General features: G+C 41.2%; 19 protein-coding genes. 3 read left to right on the forward strand and 16 right to left on the reverse strand.

Features of this window, described 5'->3' with window-relative positions:
• Positions 1 to 47: 47 nt before the first annotated feature.
• From ACQEXS_RS14990 to ccoN, 8 genes are all read right to left on the reverse strand, one after another.
• Positions 48 to 713 (reverse strand): sulfite exporter TauE/SafE family protein, encoded by a 666-nt coding sequence (locus tag ACQEXS_RS14990; protein WP_427014375.1) that lies wholly within the window; start codon positions 711 to 713, stop codon positions 48 to 50.
• Positions 710 to 868, reverse strand: a complete 159-nt coding sequence (gene ccoS / locus ACQEXS_RS14995) for a cbb3-type cytochrome oxidase assembly protein CcoS (protein ID WP_367986423.1) — start codon at positions 866 to 868, stop codon at positions 710 to 712. Before ccoS ends, ACQEXS_RS14990 begins: the two co-directional genes overlap by 4 nt.
• Positions 868 to 3,240: a heavy metal translocating P-type ATPase gene (locus ACQEXS_RS15000; protein WP_427014376.1), complete on the reverse strand. Its 2,373-nt coding sequence runs from the start codon at positions 3,238 to 3,240 to the stop codon at positions 868 to 870. Before ACQEXS_RS15000 ends, ccoS begins: the two co-directional genes overlap by 1 nt.
• Positions 3,241 to 3,245: 5 nt before the next feature.
• Complete coding sequence (locus tag ACQEXS_RS15005; protein ID WP_427011183.1) at positions 3,246 to 3,725, reverse strand: FixH family protein; 480 nt, start codon at positions 3,723 to 3,725, stop codon at positions 3,246 to 3,248.
• Between the two features lie 81 nt (positions 3,726 to 3,806).
• Positions 3,807 to 4,781 (reverse strand): cytochrome-c oxidase, cbb3-type subunit III, encoded by a 975-nt coding sequence (gene ccoP, locus ACQEXS_RS15010; RefSeq protein ID WP_367986426.1) that lies wholly within the window; start codon positions 4,779 to 4,781, stop codon positions 3,807 to 3,809.
• Positions 4,781 to 4,954 (reverse strand): cbb3-type cytochrome oxidase subunit 3, encoded by a 174-nt coding sequence (locus tag ACQEXS_RS15015; RefSeq protein ID WP_367986427.1) that lies wholly within the window; start codon positions 4,952 to 4,954, stop codon positions 4,781 to 4,783. Before ACQEXS_RS15015 ends, ccoP begins: the two co-directional genes overlap by 1 nt.
• 10 nt (positions 4,955 to 4,964) lie before the next feature.
• Positions 4,965 to 5,585 carry a cytochrome-c oxidase, cbb3-type subunit II gene (ccoO, locus tag ACQEXS_RS15020; protein ID WP_367986429.1) on the reverse strand — a complete coding sequence of 207 codons (621 nt, stop codon included), beginning with the start codon at positions 5,583 to 5,585 and terminating at the stop codon, positions 4,965 to 4,967.
• A gap of 12 nt (positions 5,586 to 5,597) precedes the next feature.
• The gene (gene ccoN / locus ACQEXS_RS15025) at positions 5,598 to 7,025 is read right to left on the reverse strand and encodes a cytochrome-c oxidase, cbb3-type subunit I (RefSeq protein WP_367986430.1); all 1,428 of its coding nucleotides are present in this window, start codon (positions 7,023 to 7,025) and stop codon (positions 5,598 to 5,600) included.
• 258 nt (positions 7,026 to 7,283) lie between these two features.
• Here ccoN and ACQEXS_RS15030 point away from each other — a divergent pair, with 258 nt between their 5' ends.
• Complete coding sequence (locus ACQEXS_RS15030) at positions 7,284 to 7,649, forward strand: hypothetical protein (protein WP_427014377.1); 366 nt, start codon at positions 7,284 to 7,286, stop codon at positions 7,647 to 7,649.
• A 205-nt stretch (positions 7,650 to 7,854) separates the two neighbouring features.
• Here ACQEXS_RS15030 and ACQEXS_RS15035 read toward each other — a convergent pair whose 3' ends face one another.
• From ACQEXS_RS15035 to matP, 3 genes are all read right to left on the reverse strand, one after another.
• A complete protein-coding gene (locus ACQEXS_RS15035; RefSeq protein WP_427014378.1) occupies positions 7,855 to 9,069 on the reverse strand; it encodes an HDOD domain-containing protein in 1,215 nt (404 codons plus the stop codon).
• A gap of 496 nt (positions 9,070 to 9,565) precedes the next feature.
• A complete protein-coding gene (locus tag ACQEXS_RS15040; RefSeq protein ID WP_427011154.1) occupies positions 9,566 to 9,880 on the reverse strand; it encodes a DUF3634 family protein in 315 nt (104 codons plus the stop codon).
• A 9-nt stretch (positions 9,881 to 9,889) separates the two neighbouring features.
• The gene (matP, locus tag ACQEXS_RS15045; RefSeq protein ID WP_367986436.1) at positions 9,890 to 10,339 is read right to left on the reverse strand and encodes a macrodomain Ter protein MatP; all 450 of its coding nucleotides are present in this window, start codon (positions 10,337 to 10,339) and stop codon (positions 9,890 to 9,892) included.
• 232 nt (positions 10,340 to 10,571) lie between these two features.
• Here matP and ACQEXS_RS15050 point away from each other — a divergent pair, with 232 nt between their 5' ends.
• Together ACQEXS_RS15050 and fabA are read left to right on the forward strand one after the other, a co-directional pair.
• Positions 10,572 to 12,215 carry a S16 family serine protease gene (locus ACQEXS_RS15050; protein ID WP_427014379.1) on the forward strand — a complete coding sequence of 548 codons (1,644 nt, stop codon included), beginning with the start codon at positions 10,572 to 10,574 and terminating at the stop codon, positions 12,213 to 12,215.
• Positions 12,216 to 12,285: 70 nt separating this feature from the next.
• Positions 12,286 to 12,804 carry a bifunctional 3-hydroxydecanoyl-ACP dehydratase/trans-2-decenoyl-ACP isomerase gene (fabA, locus tag ACQEXS_RS15055; protein WP_367986439.1) on the forward strand — a complete coding sequence of 173 codons (519 nt, stop codon included), beginning with the start codon at positions 12,286 to 12,288 and terminating at the stop codon, positions 12,802 to 12,804.
• A gap of 138 nt (positions 12,805 to 12,942) precedes the next feature.
• Here the strand turns inward: fabA and rmf are convergent, their stop codons facing one another.
• From rmf to rlmKL, 5 genes are all read right to left on the reverse strand, one after another.
• A complete protein-coding gene (rmf, locus tag ACQEXS_RS15060; protein ID WP_367986440.1) occupies positions 12,943 to 13,116 on the reverse strand; it encodes a ribosome modulation factor in 174 nt (57 codons plus the stop codon).
• 164 nt (positions 13,117 to 13,280) lie between these two features.
• The gene (locus ACQEXS_RS15065; RefSeq protein WP_427014380.1) at positions 13,281 to 14,864 is read right to left on the reverse strand and encodes a DUF3466 family protein; all 1,584 of its coding nucleotides are present in this window, start codon (positions 14,862 to 14,864) and stop codon (positions 13,281 to 13,283) included.
• A gap of 6 nt (positions 14,865 to 14,870) precedes the next feature.
• Positions 14,871 to 16,787: an ABC transporter ATP-binding protein gene (locus ACQEXS_RS15070; protein WP_427014381.1), complete on the reverse strand. Its 1,917-nt coding sequence runs from the start codon at positions 16,785 to 16,787 to the stop codon at positions 14,871 to 14,873.
• Complete coding sequence (locus tag ACQEXS_RS15075) at positions 16,765 to 17,010, reverse strand: glutaredoxin family protein (protein WP_427014382.1); 246 nt, start codon at positions 17,008 to 17,010, stop codon at positions 16,765 to 16,767. Before ACQEXS_RS15075 ends, ACQEXS_RS15070 begins: the two co-directional genes overlap by 23 nt.
• 7 nt (positions 17,011 to 17,017) lie before the next feature.
• Positions 17,018 to 19,144, reverse strand: coding sequence for a bifunctional 23S rRNA (guanine(2069)-N(7))-methyltransferase RlmK/23S rRNA (guanine(2445)-N(2))-methyltransferase RlmL (gene rlmKL, locus ACQEXS_RS15080; protein ID WP_427014383.1), 2,127 nt, complete (start codon positions 19,142 to 19,144; stop codon positions 17,018 to 17,020).
• Positions 19,145 to 19,657 lie beyond the last annotated feature (513 nt).

Below are 19,657 nucleotides of genomic sequence, written 5' to 3' on the forward strand. Positions count from 1 at the left end.
TTACCTATAAAGGACAGCTAAAAAAGGTGCCCTAAAACAGATATCTATCAACTAAGTGCGAGTAATTTAACCGTTCCATACGCTGTATGAATGCCGTAAATAAGAATAACCAGAGCACCAATATTTCTGAAATAGAGATTTTGTTGCAATTTATGTAAATACGAGGCTCCATAACTGACGAATAGCATCGCAGGTAGGGTGCCTAAGCCAAAACTCAGCATTACTAAGCTACCGCTAATTGAGCTACCTGAAACCGCCGCCCAAGTGAGCATAGAGTACACGAGCCCACATGGGAGCCATCCCCAAATGAAACCAAAGGGCAGCGCATAAAAAGGGCTTTTCAACGGAAGAAAAAACTTACCCGCAGGGGAAATGTACCGCCACAAATATTGCCCTATTTTTTCGATAGCGAGTAGTCCGTGCCACCAACGACCAATATACAAAGCCAATAAAATCATAAACAATGCGGTAAGTAGTCTTAACCAAGCCAATACATTATTAATTTGGCTAAATTCTGCGACGGACGCGACAGCCCCCCCGATGATAAAACCAAATAGAGCGTAGCTAATAAGTCGCCCCAAATTATAAAACAGAGGAATTGCAGGGTGAGGCTTGGAAGAAGATAACAACGAGGCAATACCTCCACACATCCCCATACAATGGCCCGCACCGATCAAACCAACGAAAAACGCACCAATCCAATCAGGTGTCATGACTTATCGTTCTTTTCATCTTCATCAAACAAAATGTTGTGACCTTGGCGTTCTAGATCCTCAAACTGTTCACTTTTCACAGCCCATAAAAATACGGCTACCGCCACACAAACCAACGCAATAGCAATAGGGATCAATATATACAGACTTTCCATTAGCGGTCTTGTTCCTTTAGCAAACGTAGCGAGTTCGATATTACAATAATTGAGCTTGCAGACATACCAACAACTGCAATATAAGGAGCAACAAGCCCAGCAACAGCGAGAGGCAATATCAATAAATTATACCCAAGAGACCAAGCTAGGTTTTCACGAATAATTTTGCGAGTTCTCAGTGCCAAATATCGAGCTTTTAGGACACGATCAAGCTGGTCACCTAAAAGCACCATATCTGCTGACGCTTTTGCCACATCGGCGCCGCCCCCCATAGCAATAGATAAGTGAGCACCAGCCAGAGTTGGGGCATCGTTGATACCATCGCCAATCATCATCGTAATATCTGAGCTCTCAAGTGCCTTTAAATAAGCAAGTTTATCTTGCGGTTTTGCACCTGCAACTACATTTGAAATACCAATTTTAGTCGCAACTGCTTGAGCATTTTGCTCAATATCGCCAGTCAACAAAGTTACTTTCACACCTGATTTTTTAAACTGATCAATAAACAGCTTTGCTTCTGTACGAATAGGGTCATGATAAGAAAACGTCGCAACATGTTTGCCACTAATTGACATGTAAACAGAGCTTGGATGTAAGTTAGTGGCGTCATTTAACACAAATTGAGCGCTACCAATCTTAACTGGCTCACCTTCGTAAATACCTTTTAAGCCAGATCCAATTACATTCACTACACCCGTCACGTTGATGTTTTGATTCGAATACACTTTAAAAGCACGAGCTATAGGATGATTTGCATGTGCCTCTAATGACGCAGCAATAGCAAGTGCTTCTTCCTTGTTAACATCTCCAATAATCTCCACGTCGCTTATTTCAATATCACCATGAGTCAAGGTACCGGTTTTATCAACAATAAGGTGGTTTACTTTACACAAGGTTTCAAAAACGTGGCTTTTACGGAGCAAAATTCCAAAATTGCCCATACGAGACGTTGCACATGTTAGAGCCGTTGGAGTGGCAAGGGATAGGGCACACGGACAAGTAGCGACCAAAACCGAAAGCATGATCCAAAATGCATCTTCAGGTTTCGCGTCATGCCAGAAAAACCAGGTAGCAGCTGCGATAATCAAGATCGCGCCGACAAAATAACGGGCAACTATGTCCGCAACCTCAGCAATTTTAGGTTTGGACATCTGAGCTTCATCTTGTAAGCGTACAATATTAGAAATCATAGAGTCGGCTTTCGAAGAAGTGACTTCTAACTCGAAAGACTCTTCACCATTTAGTGTTCCTGCATACACGAAATCATCGGTTTGTTTTACAACAGGAATAGATTCGCCTGTCAGCATTGATTCATCAATATGAACGCGTCCTTTGATGATTTTACCGTCGGCAGGAATGTGCTCACCAGGTAGAACACGGATTTTATCGCCTACTTTAAGTGATTTGACCGGGATCTGATCGCCATCAAGCGTCGTGGCAATTGCTGGGATAAGCTTTAATAGATTACCACTTGCTGCCGCAGCTTTACGGCGAGCTCGCATTTCAAGAAATCGCCCGACCAAAAGAAAGAAAGCGAACATGGAGATAGATTCGAAGAATACTTCACCTTGCTCCGTGACAGTGGCAACGAGACTGGCGCAATAAGCAAAAATCATCGCAATAGAAACCGGCACATCCATGCCTAATGTGCGGCTCCTCAAGCTACGCCATGCGTTAAGATAAAAAGGTAGAGCAGAGTAGAGCATCACGGGTGTAGCGAAGATCAAGCTAACCCAACGGAAATAGCTTTTAAATTCTGGTTCAAGATCACCAAATACCTCAAGGTACAATGCAACTGCAAGCATCATAACTTGCATAGTTGCTAAACCTGCGATGCCTAATCTGTAAAGGTATTGCTTCATCATTTGATGGTAAGAAGCTTCTTGTTTATCAGCTTCAAAAGGTGCGGCCTTATAGCCTAATCGATGAATGATACTAAGTAACTCACTCAGCCGGGCTTTAGATTTATCCCATGTAAGTAGGGCTCGATTAGTCGTTGTATTAACGCGAATCGAATAGACACCAAGCTCTTTAGTTAATTGCTTCTCAATCAACCATGCACAAGCAGCACAAGACACACCCTCAAGTGACAATGTCACTTCGGATAGATTGTCTCGATTTCGCACGAATTCAGATTGTACTTCTTCATTATCGTAATGAATCAAAGCTTGAAGTTGTTCGGGTACTAAGTCTGCTTTTTCAGCAGGCGCTGTTCGATATTGGTAATAGGAGACAAGCCCACTCTCGATAATGGTACGTGCTACGGACTCACATCCTGGGCAACACATATCGCGGACTTCACCTAATATTTCCACGTTGTAGTCCGTGTTGACTGGTACTTCTTCACCACAGTGATAACACGATTTGCACATATTACTTAATTCATTAGCTGGGTTGGAGATGACGATGGGAAGCCGACTCGTCCTTGAATGAGCCACTCAGAATTATGAGGGGTGAGCTCAATAAACCATGGGCCTTGAAGCTCTTGTTCTAGAGTGAAGCGATACATGCCTTTGGCGTCAGAAGTGAGCAACTTACTAAAGTCACGATCAGGGAGAGTCCGATGAGCAAACATTGCGGTAATTGCAGGGTAATGCTCAAGCTCACCTTTATCAAAACGGATTACAATATCATTGCCATCTGAATAAACTGATGCACCCAGTTTTAATTCTTTCGCAATGTTTATTTTAGAAAGATCGATATTTATACCTTTACCTTTTTTATAGTAATCCTCAGTAACAAGAGATACTGAATTTTGTGAGAATACAATTACCGTGATAATCGTCCATACCACTACTGTCAGCGGTAGAATGATTAGAAACCACGGCCAGAATTGTTTATACCAAGGCTTTACCATAAAAAAGTTCTCAACTACTAAATGAAACAGGATAAATCTATAGGAAAGACAGCCCCTTAGAAAGGGGCTGTTATTGAAATGTTACTTATTGTCAGAATTGTTTAGGCTCCAAACATAAGCTGATACAAGCTGAACTTTATCTTCACCAAGAAGATCTTTCCATGCTGGCATCACACCAGAACGGCCATTCATGACTGTTTCAGTTACATCTGCACGTGAACCACCAAATAACCAATATTGGTCGGTCAAATCAGGTGCACCAACAGCAGGGTTACCCTTACCATCAGTACCATGACAAGCCGCACACACAACGAAGCGAGCTTTGCCAGCTTCTGCTTCACGAGCATTTACTGAGCGTCCAGATAGGCTAAGTGTATAGCTAACAACTTCCTTTACGCCGTCTTCACCAAGCGCATCTTTCCAACCTGGCATTTGTCCAATACGGCCTTGCATGATTGTTGTGACAATTGCTTGAGGCTCACCACCGTATAGCCATGCATTATCAGTCAGGTTAGGGAACCCTTTCTGACCACGGGCATCCGAACCATGACACTGAGAACAGTTTTGCAAGAACAAGCGTTGACCAACTTTAACGGCTTCCTCATTAGAAGCAATTTCATGAATTGGGCGTAAGCCGTTTTCATTGTAAGCAAGTTGTTTAAATGCTTCACCAAAGTAAGCATCAGCATCGTCTAACTCTTTTGCATATTGAACTAAACGCTTGTTTTCTTGAGCCGAACTAATAGAGGCTTTCGATTGCTCTAGGGAAGTTACGGTTTGATCCGAGCTTTGCCAGCCTAGTACACCTTTAAAGTTACCCAGACCAGGGTACAGTGTTAGATAGATAGCAGCGAATACAAACGTACCGACGAATAGGTAAGTCCACCACTTAGGCAGTGGGTTATTAAGCTCGCGAATACCATCGTACTCATGCCCCATGTCTTCGCCTTCTTCGACACCCATTTTATCTTTTAGGCACCAGACCAAAAGCGCAGCACAGCCAAGCAATGTACCAACGGTGATTACGATGATCCATAGACTCCAAAATGTAGTCATTACTTAGTCACTCCTTGTTCTTTTGAGGGGGTCTTCTCCTCATCAGCAAATACTAAGTTTGCAGCCTCATCAAAACGAGCTTTACGACTTTTGCCATAAGCCCACCAGACTACACCTAGAAAGCTAACAAAAAGAACTATGGTCCAAATACTGTGAATAGTACCGATATCCATAATTTTCCCCTTACTTCATTGCATGACCAAGAGACTGAAGGTAAGCAATGATGGCATCCATCTCTGTTTTCCCTTCGACATCTTTCGCTGCATTTGCAATTTGCTCATCCGTGTATGGCACACCAAACTGGTTGCGGAACACTTCTAGTTTTTTCTGCGTCAACTTTCCATCAAGCACGTTGTCTGCAAGCCAAGGGAATGCAGGCATATTTGATTCAGGAACAAGTTCACGAGGGTCTAGTAAATGGACTCGGTGCCACTCATCTGAGTAACGACCACCAACACGAGCTAAGTCTGGACCAGTACGTTTTGAACCCCAAAGGAAAGGGTGTTCCCAAACACTTTCACCAGCAACAGAGTAGTGACCATAACGTTCTGTTTCTGAGCGGAATGGACGGATCATTTGGCTGTGACAAACATTACAACCTTCTCGGATATAGACATCTCGACCTTCCATTTCAAGCGCAGTGTAAGGACGTAGATTGTCTACAGCTTCATTTGTTTGCTTTTGGAAAATCAACGGTGTGATTTCTACCAAGGCCCCCAAACTGATAGCAAAAACAATTAAAATAGCCAGTAAGCCGACATTGCGTTCAACAACTTCATGGCGATTGTTAGAATTTGAGCTCATTCTTAAATCTCCTTAGACAGGTTGCTGTATAGCTTTCAGGCTATTTTTAGGTGCATTAATTGTCTTATAGGCGTTGTATGCCATTAGGAACATTCCTGATAAGAAAATAAAACCACCAATAAAGCGAACAGTGTAGAACGGATAAGAGGCTTGTACAGACTCAACAAAGCTGTATGTCAACGTACCATCTGAGTTAACCGCACGCCACATCAGGCCCTGCATAACACCAGAGATCCACATTGCAACGATATACAGAACAGTACCGATTGTCGCTAACCAGAAGTGCGCATTGATCAAACCGACAGAGTACATACGCTCTTGTCCAAACAAACGAGGAATTAAGTGATAAACCGAACCGATGGAGACCATAGCAACCCAACCTAACGCACCCGAGTGAACATGACCAACAGTCCAGTCAGTGTAGTGAGAAAGCGCGTTTACGGTCTTAATTGACATCATCGGACCTTCGAAGGTCGACATGCCGTAGAATGATAAAGATACGATCAAGAATCGTAAAATTGGATCGTAGCGAAGCTTATGCCAAGCACCAGACAGTGTCATGATACCGTTAATCATACCACCCCATGAAGGAGCAAATAGGACCAAAGACATAACCATTCCCAAAGACTGAGTCCAGTCAGGTAACGCGGTATAGTGAAGGTGGTGAGGACCAGCCCAAATATAAAGAGAGACTAGAGCCCAAAAGTGAACAATTGATAAACGGTAAGAATAAACAGGGCGTTCAGCTTGCTTGGGTACAAAATAATACATCATACCTAGGAAACCGGCCGTAAGTAGGAAACCTACCGCATTATGACCGTACCACCATTGCACCATTGCATCTACTGCACCTGAATAGATCGAGTACGACTTTCCAAGCGCAACTGGAATAGCCATGCTATTCACTATATGTAGCACTGCTACAGTAATAATAAAGGCACCGAAGAACCAGTTTGCCACGTAGATGTGAGAAGTATTACGCTTAATGAGTGTTCCAAAGAACACTACAGCGTATGCTACCCATACAACTGCAATAGCAATGTCGATAGGCCATTCCAGCTCTGCATACTCTTTACCAGAGGTATAACCCAACGGTAGAGTGATTGCAGCAGCAAGGATTATTGCTTGCCATCCCCAGAATGTGAATGGGACAAGGGGGCCACCAAAGAGGCGAGTTTGACAAGTACGCTGCACAACATAGTAGGATGTTGCGAATAGGGCACTCGTACCAAACGCGAAAATAACCGCATTAGTATGCAGAGGACGTAAGCGACTGTACGTCAACCACGGCGTATCAAAGTTTAGCTGTGGCCAAACTAATTGAGCGGCAATCAAAACACCAACAGCCATACCGACAATACCCCATAAAATAGTAACAAGGGTAAATTGACGAACGACCGTATAGTTGTAGTTTTGTTCAAGCTGCTTTTCTTGGCTCATTTGCATGCTTCCAATTTCTAATTAACTACACTTTACTTCCAACACGACTCATGTCGTAATGCCACCCAAATCATTTAGAAAAAGAACCTATTTCAATAGGTTAATAAATCTGGCCGATTTTAAAAAAAAGTGGCATTTTCAAGCGATAACTATACTTCATTTAACAATTCAATGACAGAGTAGTAACCTTACAGTCGCTCTGGTTTTAGTCCTTTTATTTTAAAACTTTGAACTTTGTTACACGGAGAACACCCGAACATGGCGGCAGAGAAACTAACACGTGTGCGTTTTGCTCAAATAATCATCATGTTAACCATTTTAGTCACTGCCTTTTTCTGGCGTACGTGGAGCTATCAAGAAGTGCATAAATTCAATTGTGAAATTGATAACAAGTGTGAGTTTAATGTGACAACTAATCACTTTGTAATAGACAAAAAAGGTGAATTTGTCGTGATTTCTAGGCCAAATATGGAGTGGAAAATATCACAGCTCAAGGATAATAAAAAAAGTATCAATACACGAGATTTTTGGAAGGTCAATATTGAAGATTTGGTACAAGAAAACAATCAAATTATGTTATTAAATGAGAAAGAAAACTACACCATAGTGGTAAGCTTGAAATAATCAAAAATTTTGTCGTGATATCACACCTAATAATCAGATTATATCGTCAGATAATAAAACTGATTATTAGGTATTTTATGGTAAATCCATTATGTTCAATTCACATACAGCAAGTAAGTAAGAGAGAGGAGTTATCTTCGATAGAACCTTCAGGATTTAAACACCTCATTTAACATAAGATAGATAATACGCACTTAAATATAGCTCATTGTAATAGCTTTTTCCCAGCACCAACAGCTCGGAGCTTTTTCAAAGATTCTGGTGGCATCAGTACGCTTGCAAACCAAAACGGCTTATGTTTTTCCACAAATGCGTTACTTCTGTCCATTGAGTCATACACTGAATACGCTAATGCTTGCGCCAATGCCTTACCATGATCACTGCGTTCTTTCACTGGCACATGATCTAAATCTTCAAGCAATGCATTTTTCAAATGGATATTAAATGGTGTCCATTCAATACTTTCAACTACCTTTCTCGTCAGGTTTTCTTCAAGTTTGATGATGACATTTGGTAGAACTTTTAACGTCGGCTTGATTTCCGCACAAGCGTAATATTGTTCACGTTGGTCTTTATTTCTAAAATCCTGCATCTTTTCGATCAAGGCATCTTCAAAAAGCTGTGGAAATTGATTCACGATCGCGAAATAACTAATTGTACGCAAAACACCTAGCGCAATGCCTTGCTCAGAGTTTTTTAATTCAGCGTCCTGTAGCCTTAACTTCGTCACGTTGGCGGTTAAAATCATGTGCTGCCATAGCTTAGGTGCGATGGCTTTCGTTACTTTTTCATGCCAACGCAACAATGGTTTGGCCATTAAGATTGGGAAAAGGACTTTGCAATTATCGATACCTAAAACCCCCAAAGCCACCTTAGGATCAGCTATTCCTCTAACTGACTTTCCAATTCTTGAACAGAATTTAGGATTGTTTACGAGCTCTACAACGTTGTTCTTCAATTGATTATCGTTAGTTATTAAAGTACTTAGTTTTGAGTACGTTAAAGATGGAGAATACGCCATCTCTAGAAAGTAAGAAAAATCAGGGAACTTACCGAATAGCCTTAATACATTAAGTTCCGACAACCTGTTGATCATTAATTCTTCTGTATAGCGTGTCACTTCATCAACTACAGATTGAAAAACCTTTTGACGATCGATCAAAGCTTTCTGCTTTTCTTCTACACGAGCACTCTCACACTCTAGTAATAACCTTTGGTTCTCTGTAACTCTTTCCGCCTCTTTTATAATTACAGTGTCACAAAATTCACTTTGTCGGCTTAACACGCCATCAACATCAGACTGATCAACTATATATTTATGACTTATCAACCACTTAGAATATCTCTCTTTCGTCATTAAAGTGATTTTATCAGCCAACTCATTCGCTTCTTGATTATATGTTTTATTAGTTATTAGCAAGTGCGTTTACTCGGAAAAAAGCCATATTTTAAGGCTAGCACACCGTAGATGTATGGCTAACAATCAACTTGAAATATGTAAATGAATTATTTTTTCGGGATACTCATACTTATAACGTGTTCGCTTATCTATAAACTTCTTTACTTTAGCGCAATATAGACTACTCCCTGTGCTAGTAACCTTCACTACATGACCATATTTGTGGCCATATTCCATCTCTATAAAGATGTCACAAAACCCATTTAAGTCTTTATTTTTTAGTTTCTTAAGTGCTGTTGCTTTAAGTTTCTTAGCGACTTCGTTTCGTGTTGCGTCATCACCGTTCGCAAGGCCAGTAACAGGGATCAGAAAAGAAAAGATAAGATAAGTATAAGAAATGTTGGATGTTTCATAGCGCCTCCTATTGTGATTTAGGATAACAGCGCTTGTGCAGCCTTTCTCTAGGAAGAGAGCCTTTTGAGAGCGGGTATATAAATGAACGGAAATGATAAGTTTGTTATCTTGTTTTTACTTTGCCCTGATCCTTTTTAAAACCTTGGTGAGGAAAGACATTTCGAATCCTTTGCTGAACCTTTTTAGGAACAATTTTGGAAAAAACTAATTTCGCGCCATTTCGAGTTTGATAAACTTTAAATTCTCCATCAAAAGGAACGATTTCACCAATCTCTGTAACGTTGTGTTTGAATTTTGGAGGAAAGTGCCCTTTCACTTCTGTTATTGCACCGCCTTTAAACTTAACTTTCAAAACTGGTCGATCTATAGCAACAAGCCAAAAAATAACACCTGCCGCTATCAAAATTACATATAACATGCCGTCCCCTTAGTCTGATAAAAGCTTAGACAGGTCTTCACGTAGACTACTAACCGTTTTACTCGCTTTTTCACTACGAGACGCTTCAGAAAGCAAGTATTCAATGGCATCAGACAATGTACAACCCAAGTCATTCGCACGTTGCGATAATTTTTCCCAAACACGATAGTCGAGATCAATCGACTTTTTCTTCGTATGAACCTGCTCTGCATTAAAATGGCGTTTACGCTTTGCCCGAATCGCTTGTTTAAGTTTATTATCAAGCTCCGGAGACATGTGATTATCTATCCACTCAAGAACCTTTGTTGGTTCATGTTCTAACTGCCTAAGCAATTGAACTGCAGAATCAATCTCACTCGTGTCTATATGACGAGTAATTTGCTCACCATCTTTCCATTTCTTTACCAGATAGTTCCATTTCCAGCCACATTCTAAGTTCTCGAGTTGTTGATATTTCATGTCTTAAGCAAACTCCATTCATTATGGTTACAGCGTAACCCAAATTGACAAGTGATACAATTATTAGGATCTTTAAAATCAGATGAAGATCAATACACTCGCCCTACTTTTGCTTTGACCATCTTATCTTATGTCTAATTTGCTTTTTGGGAGTGACTCAAAGGATTCCGGTGTTATTCGTATGACTTTGTATATATAATCTTGCACCTTTATACAAAACTCTACGTTGCTAATGATACAAGAAAGCTGGGAAGCCGTTACTCCGCAGTACACACACTTTAATGAAATAATAGAAGATGTCATTGGCATCACTCCCTCTTCCTTCATTAACGTTCAACCTCGCTTAAATGAAGCATTAAACTGTTTTGTATCATTACAAGGGTTTAACAAACTCCTCGTTGTAAATGGTCCAGATAATTCGGTTTATCGTCAACTAATTGCCAACACGATAACTCATAAAACGAAACTTAGTGCAATTGCTACTGATTCGATTGACGAAAAGGTGCTTTTAGGCAGCTACCGAGCCGACAGTAAAGGTGAAATTGAATTTTTCAATCCAGGGCTTCTGCAATCGGAAGAAAATAGTTATGTCGTTATTGCTGCAAATTTGTTACTCGCAAACCCTACTTGTTGGCTACAGCTCAAAAGCGCATTGCTTGGCCAAACAATCAGTCCATTAAACTTAGATCTAAAGAAACCAATAACAACTTCATTAGACTATCACTTTAAAGGCAAGATCATTGTTCTTGGAGATCGCGATCAGCTGTCTGAGTTAGAGTATTTAGAGTCTGAGCTACACACTGGTTTGTCACTGTTTAGTGAAATTGAAACTGAAATTGCTCTAAATAATCGTACCATAAGTTCATACCTTGCCTTCTTAAACTGGTTAACCAAGTACTACAACTTACCTAGCCTATCTTCTGAAGCAATTCACCGTTTGATGATCGCTGGTGCTAGACACACCGAAGATCAAAACTATATGCCATTGGACATCCTTTGGTACCGAGCTCTTTTCGAAGAAGCCAGAGTCGTCTGCAGTAGTGACAAGTTGGATTTCCATACATTGGATAAAGCAATAGACCAACGTTACTACAGAGAGTCCTACCTTCCAGAACGTGCTCTTTCTGATATTTTTGATGGTCAAGTTGTTATCGAAACTCAGGGAGAATGTGTTGGCCAAGTGAATGGGTTGACGGTTATAGATTTACCTGGGCACCCTCTTTCTTATGGTGAGCCAGCTCGTATCTCTTGTGTTATCCACTTTGGAGATGGCGATATCTCCGACGTTGAACGTAAAGCTGAATTAGGTGGAAACTTGCACGCCAAAGGTATGATGATCATGCAAGCCTTTGTCAGTTCTGCGCTCAATTTGGATGAACCTTTACCTTATTCAGCATCCGTTGTTTTCGAACAATCCTACTGCGAAGTTGATGGAGACAGTGCGTCACTTGCAGAGCTTTGCTCTTTTGTAAGTGCACTATCTGAGTATCCAATTAATCAGCAAATTGCCGTTACTGGTGCTGTAGACCAATTTGGTCGAGTGCAGGCTGTTGGTGGGTTAAATGAAAAGATTGAAGGCTTTTATCACGTCTGTAAACACCAAGGCTTTACTGGAAGTCAAGGAGTTATTCTTCCGAACTCAAACTTGAAGAACCTTGCATTGCATAAAGATGTTGCTGAAAGCATAAAAAAAGGCGAATTTCATATCTGGTCAGTATCAAATGTGGATGAGGCAATACCAATCATAATGGATAAACCTTTCCGTGGTGATGACGAGAGCAGCGTCATCGCTAAAATTGCACAACGTATTGAAAACTTTGCAGCTCATGAGCAACCACAAGGAATTGTGGACCGTATCAAAAACTGGTTTGTTTAGTACTGATCGGAGTTGTTTAGCGTACACGTGTTCACTAACATGCTGCTATCAAAAATTGGAGTCATTGATAATGCAAAACAAACGTGAATCATATAACCGTGAAGATCTTCTAGCTTCAAGCCAAGGTGAGTTATTTGGCCCGGGTTATCCTCAATTACCAGCACCAAATATGCTGATGATGGATCGCATCTCTAAGATGTCTGAAACTGAAGGTGACTACGGTAAAGGTCTTATTCTTGCTGAGCTAGATATTACACCTGATTTATGGTTCTTTGACTGCCACTTCCCTGGTGACCCAGTAATGCCGGGTTGTTTAGGCCTTGATGCAATGTGGCAATTGGTTGGATTCTTCCTTGGTTGGGTTGGCGGCAAAGGCAAAGGTCGTGCGCTAGGTGTTGGTGAAGTGAAATTTACTGGCCAAATCCTACCAACAGCGAAAAAAGTTACCTATGAAATTCACATGAAACGTGTTGTTAACCGCAAGCTAGTAATGGGATTAGCTGATGGTCGCGTTCTAGTGGATGGTAAAGAGATTTACGTAGCAAAAGACCTAAAAGTTGGTCTGTTCCAAGACACTTCTGCGTTTTAATACAAGTTTTAATGATAAAGCGACTCAATAGAGTCGCTTTTTTGTATGCGACAGATTTAGTTATAGTGCATTAAGATTTAAAATGTGAGCCCCTTTCGGGGCTCGGTATTCCTTCTAGTGTATGTGGAGAGTGTCGTTTTATTTGTAGAGACCCATATGTTTGTCTTCTCTGGCATCACGCCAACCGCCTAGCCAATAGGATCGAGCATCCATCTGTTGATACGGGCAAGTTTCCATGGACCGGCCATTCAGACCTGCTTTGTATCCTTGAGATTGAGCTCTTTCCAAGCGGTCACGCTTTTGTCTCTTCATAGTGTCGTCCTCATACATATATTGTGTCTAACGTACTACTATTAAATTTTTATGGAGATTTAATGACTCCACCTTTAAGAATCGATCAAATGGCTCCCTTTCTCAAGGCATAAAAAAAGCGCAGACCCATTTTTGTGAGCCTGCGCCATAGAATGAAATTTAACCTATTTTCTACGGAACCCAATAAAACCAAGAACACTTAAGAGCAATAAACCAATGGTTCCGCCCTTACGTTCTACAGTTTCTTGAGTAATTCCACGAGGTTGAATATCAGAAGATGCAGCACCTGTGATTGGGGTTAATTTCACAGCAACAACAGATTCTGTTCCCGCACAACGCGAGTCAATATTTGTTGTTTCATAACCACCAGCACATTTATATGCAGTACCTGAAATCACACCAGCATCATTGATGTCTGTGGCATCAATAATACGGTACTGGTTGTTGGTTGATGAAGCAACGCCATCATTGGTCAAGTCATCTAAATACCACGCACGTGACTGTAAGCGACTCGTTCGAGAATCATCCGTGTTGCTAGCATTTAACGGTGCAATAAAGCCTCGGTGAGCTCGTGGTTTACCATTTACTTCACGGTGATCTTCGAAATCAATCTGTCCAACGACTTCATTGAAGTTGTTGATCGCTCCAGCCTTCCCATTTGCTCCCGTAAAGAAGATTGGGCCTGAAAATGAGCGATAAACTGGAGAAGTTAAGCTTGTAACGTAGAATAAGCCATTAGCGTAAGCACCATTTTGTGCTTCTCTTAACTTAGCAGTACCAATTGCAACACTATTGTCGTTTACCGAGCTAAATACAGTATTTAAATACTTGTCGGTTTCGTATGGGTACCCTGTAACAAATTTATTGGTCCAAGTAGCCCCAGAGTCTGTAGATTTAAATACAGATGCAAAGAAACGCTCGTCACTATCCGTGTTGTAACCAACGGCATACACATTTGTACCATCAGACATTAAGTCTCTCGCACTGCCTTGTGGTCGAACAGAATCGCGGGCTTCTGCGCCTTCCCAAGAAATTTCTTTAGCAGCACCATCTACCCAAACAGTGGCTTTCGAGGTTACTTCAATCTCAGAAGAGCCATGCTTACGAGAAACACTTCCTGCAATAAAAGATTTGCCTGAAACATCCAATTCAGCCCATACGTGAGATGCTTTTGCACCCGATGGTAGCAATTCAGTAGCGCTATAGGTTCCTTCAACAAAACCTACATTTCTATTGGTGTTATCACGGCGGTTACCGATCGCATTGCCCGCACTGTTTAATGCGTTCACTACTGTATTTTCAGGGTAAATCTCACTTTGCGATGGGCTAACAAAAGCAAGAGAATTAGTATAATTCCCATTCTTTTCGTAAGAATAGCCGTCCCATTGCTTATCAGCCCAACTGTCACACAAAGAATCTGAATATCCTAAGAATGAACGACAGTAGTTTCTGAAACCATCCCAGTTATCATCAAGATAATCGAAACCAAAAGGCATGAAGAAAGGCGCTTCATCGCGGTAGTTGTATCCTTCTTCTTTCTTTTTTGTTTCTGCAGCAATTTCATAATTACCACACGTGCCGTTCCAACAATCCTCAGAACCTGAAGACGCCTGAACTGCAACGCCATATGTGCTTACTGATGCGCCTTCTGGAGCAAAATCTTCAACTTGATAAATAGCAGCATTTGCACTTAATGCAGAGAAAACCGTTGCTGCGATTGTCGATACTTTAAATAATTGACTACTCATTTGTTCTTAACTTTCCTGTTGCATTGCTTCAAGCTCTTCCCAGCGCTCGAAAGCAATTTCAAGTTCCTGCTCTAGCGCAGTTAACTTATCTAAAACGGGTTGTGTGTGCTCAACAGACTGACTAAAGAAATCGGAACTGTTTACCTGCTCTTGCAGTGTTTCAATTTCTACTTCCAGCTGTTCTAATTTAGCTGGCAGGACCTCAAGTTCACGCTGTAGTTTATAAGACAACTTCTTAGGTTTTGTCTTCGGAGATACAGTTTTGGGAGTTTCCTCAACCACTTTCGTCTTTGAGACAACTTTTTCTGCCTCACGAGACTTGATCACTTGCTCACGTTGTTGCTGAGCATCATGGTACCCACCAACAAATTCCTCGACTATGCCTTCACCTTCAAAAATCCAGCTTGTCATCACGGTATTATCGACAAACTGACGATCGTGGCTAACCAATAGCAATGTGCCTTGGTAATTGGCAAGCAAATCTTCTAAAAGTTCCAATGTTTCGATGTCTAAATCATTGGTCGGTTCATCGAGAACTAACAAGTTGTTAGATTTTAAAAAGATCCGAGCAAGAAGAAGACGGTTTTTTTCACCGCCAGAAAGTGCTTTGACTGGTGTACGCGCACGCTTTGGTGCGAATAAGAAGTCTTGCAAGTAGCTCAAAGCATGACGCTGGCGCTCACCGACCATAACTTCTTGCTTACCATCAGCTAGGTTATCAATCACTGATTTTTCTGGATCTAGCACTTCACGATATTGGTCGAAATAAGCAACTTCTAGCTTTGTACCGCAATGTAACTTACCGGAATCCGGTTGTAGTTCTCCAAGCATTAGTCTTAGCAACGTACTTTTACCACAACCATTGGCACCAATTAAGGCAATACGGTCGCCTCGCTGAACGTTAAACGAAAAATCTGAAATAATTGACTTGCCGTCGATAGAATAACTCACGTTCTCAGCTTCAAAGACGATCTTGCCTGAACGAGCAGCATCATCAATTTGGATATTTGCTTTGCCCTGAACCTCACGACGGTTCTGGCGCCCTTCTCGAAGCTTTTTAAGAGCCCTAACACGACCTTCATTACGAGTGCGACGCGCTTTGATCCCTTGACGGATCCAAACTTCTTCTTGTGCTAACTTCTTATCGAACTCTGCATTTTGCATTTCTTCGACACGTAACATCTCTTCCTTTTCAACTAAGTAATTTTCATAGTTCCCAGGGAAAGATGCCAATTGCCCACGATCTAAATCCACAATACGTGTGGCCATTGATTTAATAAACGCACGGTCGTGAGAAATAAAGATAATCGAACCACGGAAATCTTTTAAAAAGCCTTCTAGCCACTCGATGGTTGTAACATCAAGGTGGTTCGTTGGCTCATCTAGCAATAAAACATCAGGGTCTCGTGCTAATGCACGGGCTAAAGCCGCCTTTCTTTGCCATCCACCGGATAGATCGGTAAGTTTGGTGTGACCATCCAATTTCAATGCGGTTAAAACATTTTTGATCCGATCTTCAAATCGCCATGCACCAGAATGCTCAAGCTTTTCCTGAGTACGAGCAAGCTTGTTGATATTTTGTTCTGATGGCTCATTAGCAACTAAATCAAGCAGATCTTGGTAGATCTTCAGCTGTTCGCCTACTTCCGCAAGTCCACCAGCAACATAATCATAAACTGTTCCATCTTCATTTCGTGGAGGATCTTGCTCCAATCGAGACACAACTACGTCTTGGGTAACCGTCAATTTGCCATCATCTAACAAAACCTCGCCGGCTAACACTTTCATCAGTGTTGATTTGCCAGCGCCATTTCGTCCTACGAGACAAACACGTTCGTTCTCTTGCAGTGCAAAATCTGCATTGTCCAACAACGGATGATCACCGAACGCAAGTAATCCATTATTTATGGTAAGTAATGCCATTTTCTTCTAACCATTTCTGCAATTCTTCAAAGTCAAACGGCCAATTTAACTCAGAACCGTTAGTATTTAACACGGGAATCGTGACGCCGTAACGAGAAAACAATGTGTCATCATGTGCAATATCAACGATTTCAATCAGTTCAGCGATTCCAGCTTGCTTCGTCAACTCATATGCATTTTCACACAGATGGCACCCTTCAGTACTGTATAGCTTGATAGACACGTTAAATTTACCCTTCTATATGGCTCACTAACCAGCAATTGTGGATGTGTTTATTACGCGAAAAGTCTAACGGTAGCGTTTGACTGGAAATATTCTGGGCATGCAATCCCAACTGCTGAAGCTGTTCAAAATCCATCTTAAAATGACGTTTGTTATTCGAAAAAACAATTGTCCCATTTGGACGCAACAAACGCTTTAGATTCGTCATGAGCTGGATATGATCTCTTTGAACATCAAAGCTCTGTTCCATACGCTTTGAGTTAGAAAACGTCGGCGGATCGATAAAAATAAGGTCGTAAGTTCCTTTTTCATTTTCAAGCCATTGTAAACAATCGGCCTGTACATACTGATGCTGACGACCAACTTGGCCATTGAGCTTCATGTTCTCTTTCGCCCAGTCTAAATAAGTCTTAGACATATCAACCGTCGTTGTTGATTTAGCACCGCCGCACGCAGCATGCACTGTGGCAGATCCGGTATAAGCAAAGAGATTAAGAAAATCTTTTCCGTGTGCCATTTCACCGAGTTTACGACGTGTGATCTTATGATCTAAAAACAGCCCCGTATCCAGATAGTCGTGCAAATTAACGGTAAGGTTTACACCATATTCATTCACAACTAGTGTTTCTGATTGTTGTGATAGCTTTTGGTATTGAGAGCGACCTTTTTGCTTCTCACGAACTTTTAAAACAACCTTGTTCGCTTCAGTGCCTGTCACTTGAATTGCAGCACGAATAACATCAGTTAGGCGTCTCTTCGCTTTTTCTTCAGGGATGTTTTTAGGTGCTGCATATTCCTGAATTACCAAATGGTCTTGATAGATATCTATCGCAACATTGTATTCAGGTAAGTCTGCGTCATAAATTCGGTAGCAATCGAGCTCTTCTTTGCGCGCCCATTTGCCAATTTTACCGATATTCTTTTTCAATCGATTAGAAAAGTCTGGCGCGACTACAGATTCAGTGACGGTGTCACCTTTTGATTCTATTGAGCGCTCAGAAATATTGTAGTTCTTTTGGTGACACGGTAACGCGCCGTTATTTAATTTGAACTGCTTATCTGCCCTCATTCTTAAACAACTAAGCAATTCATCAGAACTTGAGAAGATCGACGCTTGACAGCCCCCAAATTCAGCTTTTAATTGAGCGCCAAACGCTGTGTATAAAGCGATAAGCCCGGGATGTGTTCCTAAACGTTCGCCGTATGGAGGGTTACATACGATAACTCCAGAGTTAAACTCTTTTGGCTTAGCCACTTTTGCTGCATCGCCAAGTTGAAATTCAATTAAGGATTCAACACCAGCTCTACGCGCATTATCTTTTGCTGTTTGCAAAACTCGTTCATCGTTATCAAAACCAAAGAACTTAGCGTCAACTTTTTTGACACCCTTTCGTGCCTGCACAGCAGCTTCAGATTTGATTTCAGCCCATGCTTCTGGCTCAAAATCTTCGAGAGCTTCAAAGCCCCATTTCTTGCGATTAACGCCAGGAGCCATGTTTGCAGCCATCATTGCTGCTTCAATCAGTAATGTTCCTGAACCACACATAGGGTCGAGTAATGATTTACTAAAGTCCCAACCAGAACGCAGGATTATTGCTGCTGCAAGTGTTTCTCTTAGTGGAGCTTTGCCTGATGCTGGGCGGTAACCACGTTGATGTAAGCCTCCACCCACCATATCAATACCAAGCAGCGCTTTATCTTTATGTAATCTAACGTGAACTCGAAGATCTGAATGATCTTTGCTGATCGTCGGCCTAGGTAGATTCTTTTTGTTATAACAATCAACTATTGCATCTTTTACTTTCATAGCCCCGTATTGGCTATTTCGAATCTCGCGGTTCGTTCCGTTGAAATCCACAACAAATTTCTTTGAGCTATGGAAGTGATTCACCCAGTTGACTGCTGATGTCGCCAAGTAAAGGTCCATGTCGTCTTGACATGTAAATTCAGACAAGATTCGAACAAAACGAGACGCCAAACGACTCCATAAACAACAGCGATAAACCTGTTCATTTGTAGCTTTGAACTTCACCCCGGCCTGCACAGGTTTAGCATTTGAAATTCCCAACGAAGTGAGTTCTTCAACTAATAGATTTTCCAGACCGTTTGAAGTCACCGCAAGATATTGATGCATAGCGTTCTTATTTAGATAAAAAATGACCCCGCATTATACCTGACAAACATAAACATCGTTACCGAAAGTCTGAAAATCTCGAAAAACACTCATTCAACTGCTCATCAATTCAACAGCTTTTTGAAAACAACCAACAAAGTTCATTTTTTGGCCTTCAAGAGTAATCACAACCTTTTTCCTACACCCCTGGAGAAAGTGAATACTTATTTACCTTAAAATTGGTCTATACCAACAGGTTGATTTGGATGTAAATTAATTACAGAAACACCTTAATAGAGGAATTTTGGATAAATTAGTAGATAAAATGAACAACAAATGAAGCAAATGTTTCTGCTTTAGACTTTAGATAATTGAATCTATCTCACATATGAAACACTAGGTCTCCAGTGAATTGGTTTGATAAGTGAGTAAACAACTCCCCTAATATGGAAAGTTTATAAAGCCAAAAAAAAGTCGGCGCTAAGGCCGACTGGGAAATGAAATGAAACAAAGGAACGATTGTTCATTTAAAGG

The organism is Vibrio sp. TRT 17S01 (genome assembly GCF_050113695.1).
GTDB lineage: Bacteria > Pseudomonadota > Gammaproteobacteria > Enterobacterales > Vibrionaceae > Vibrio.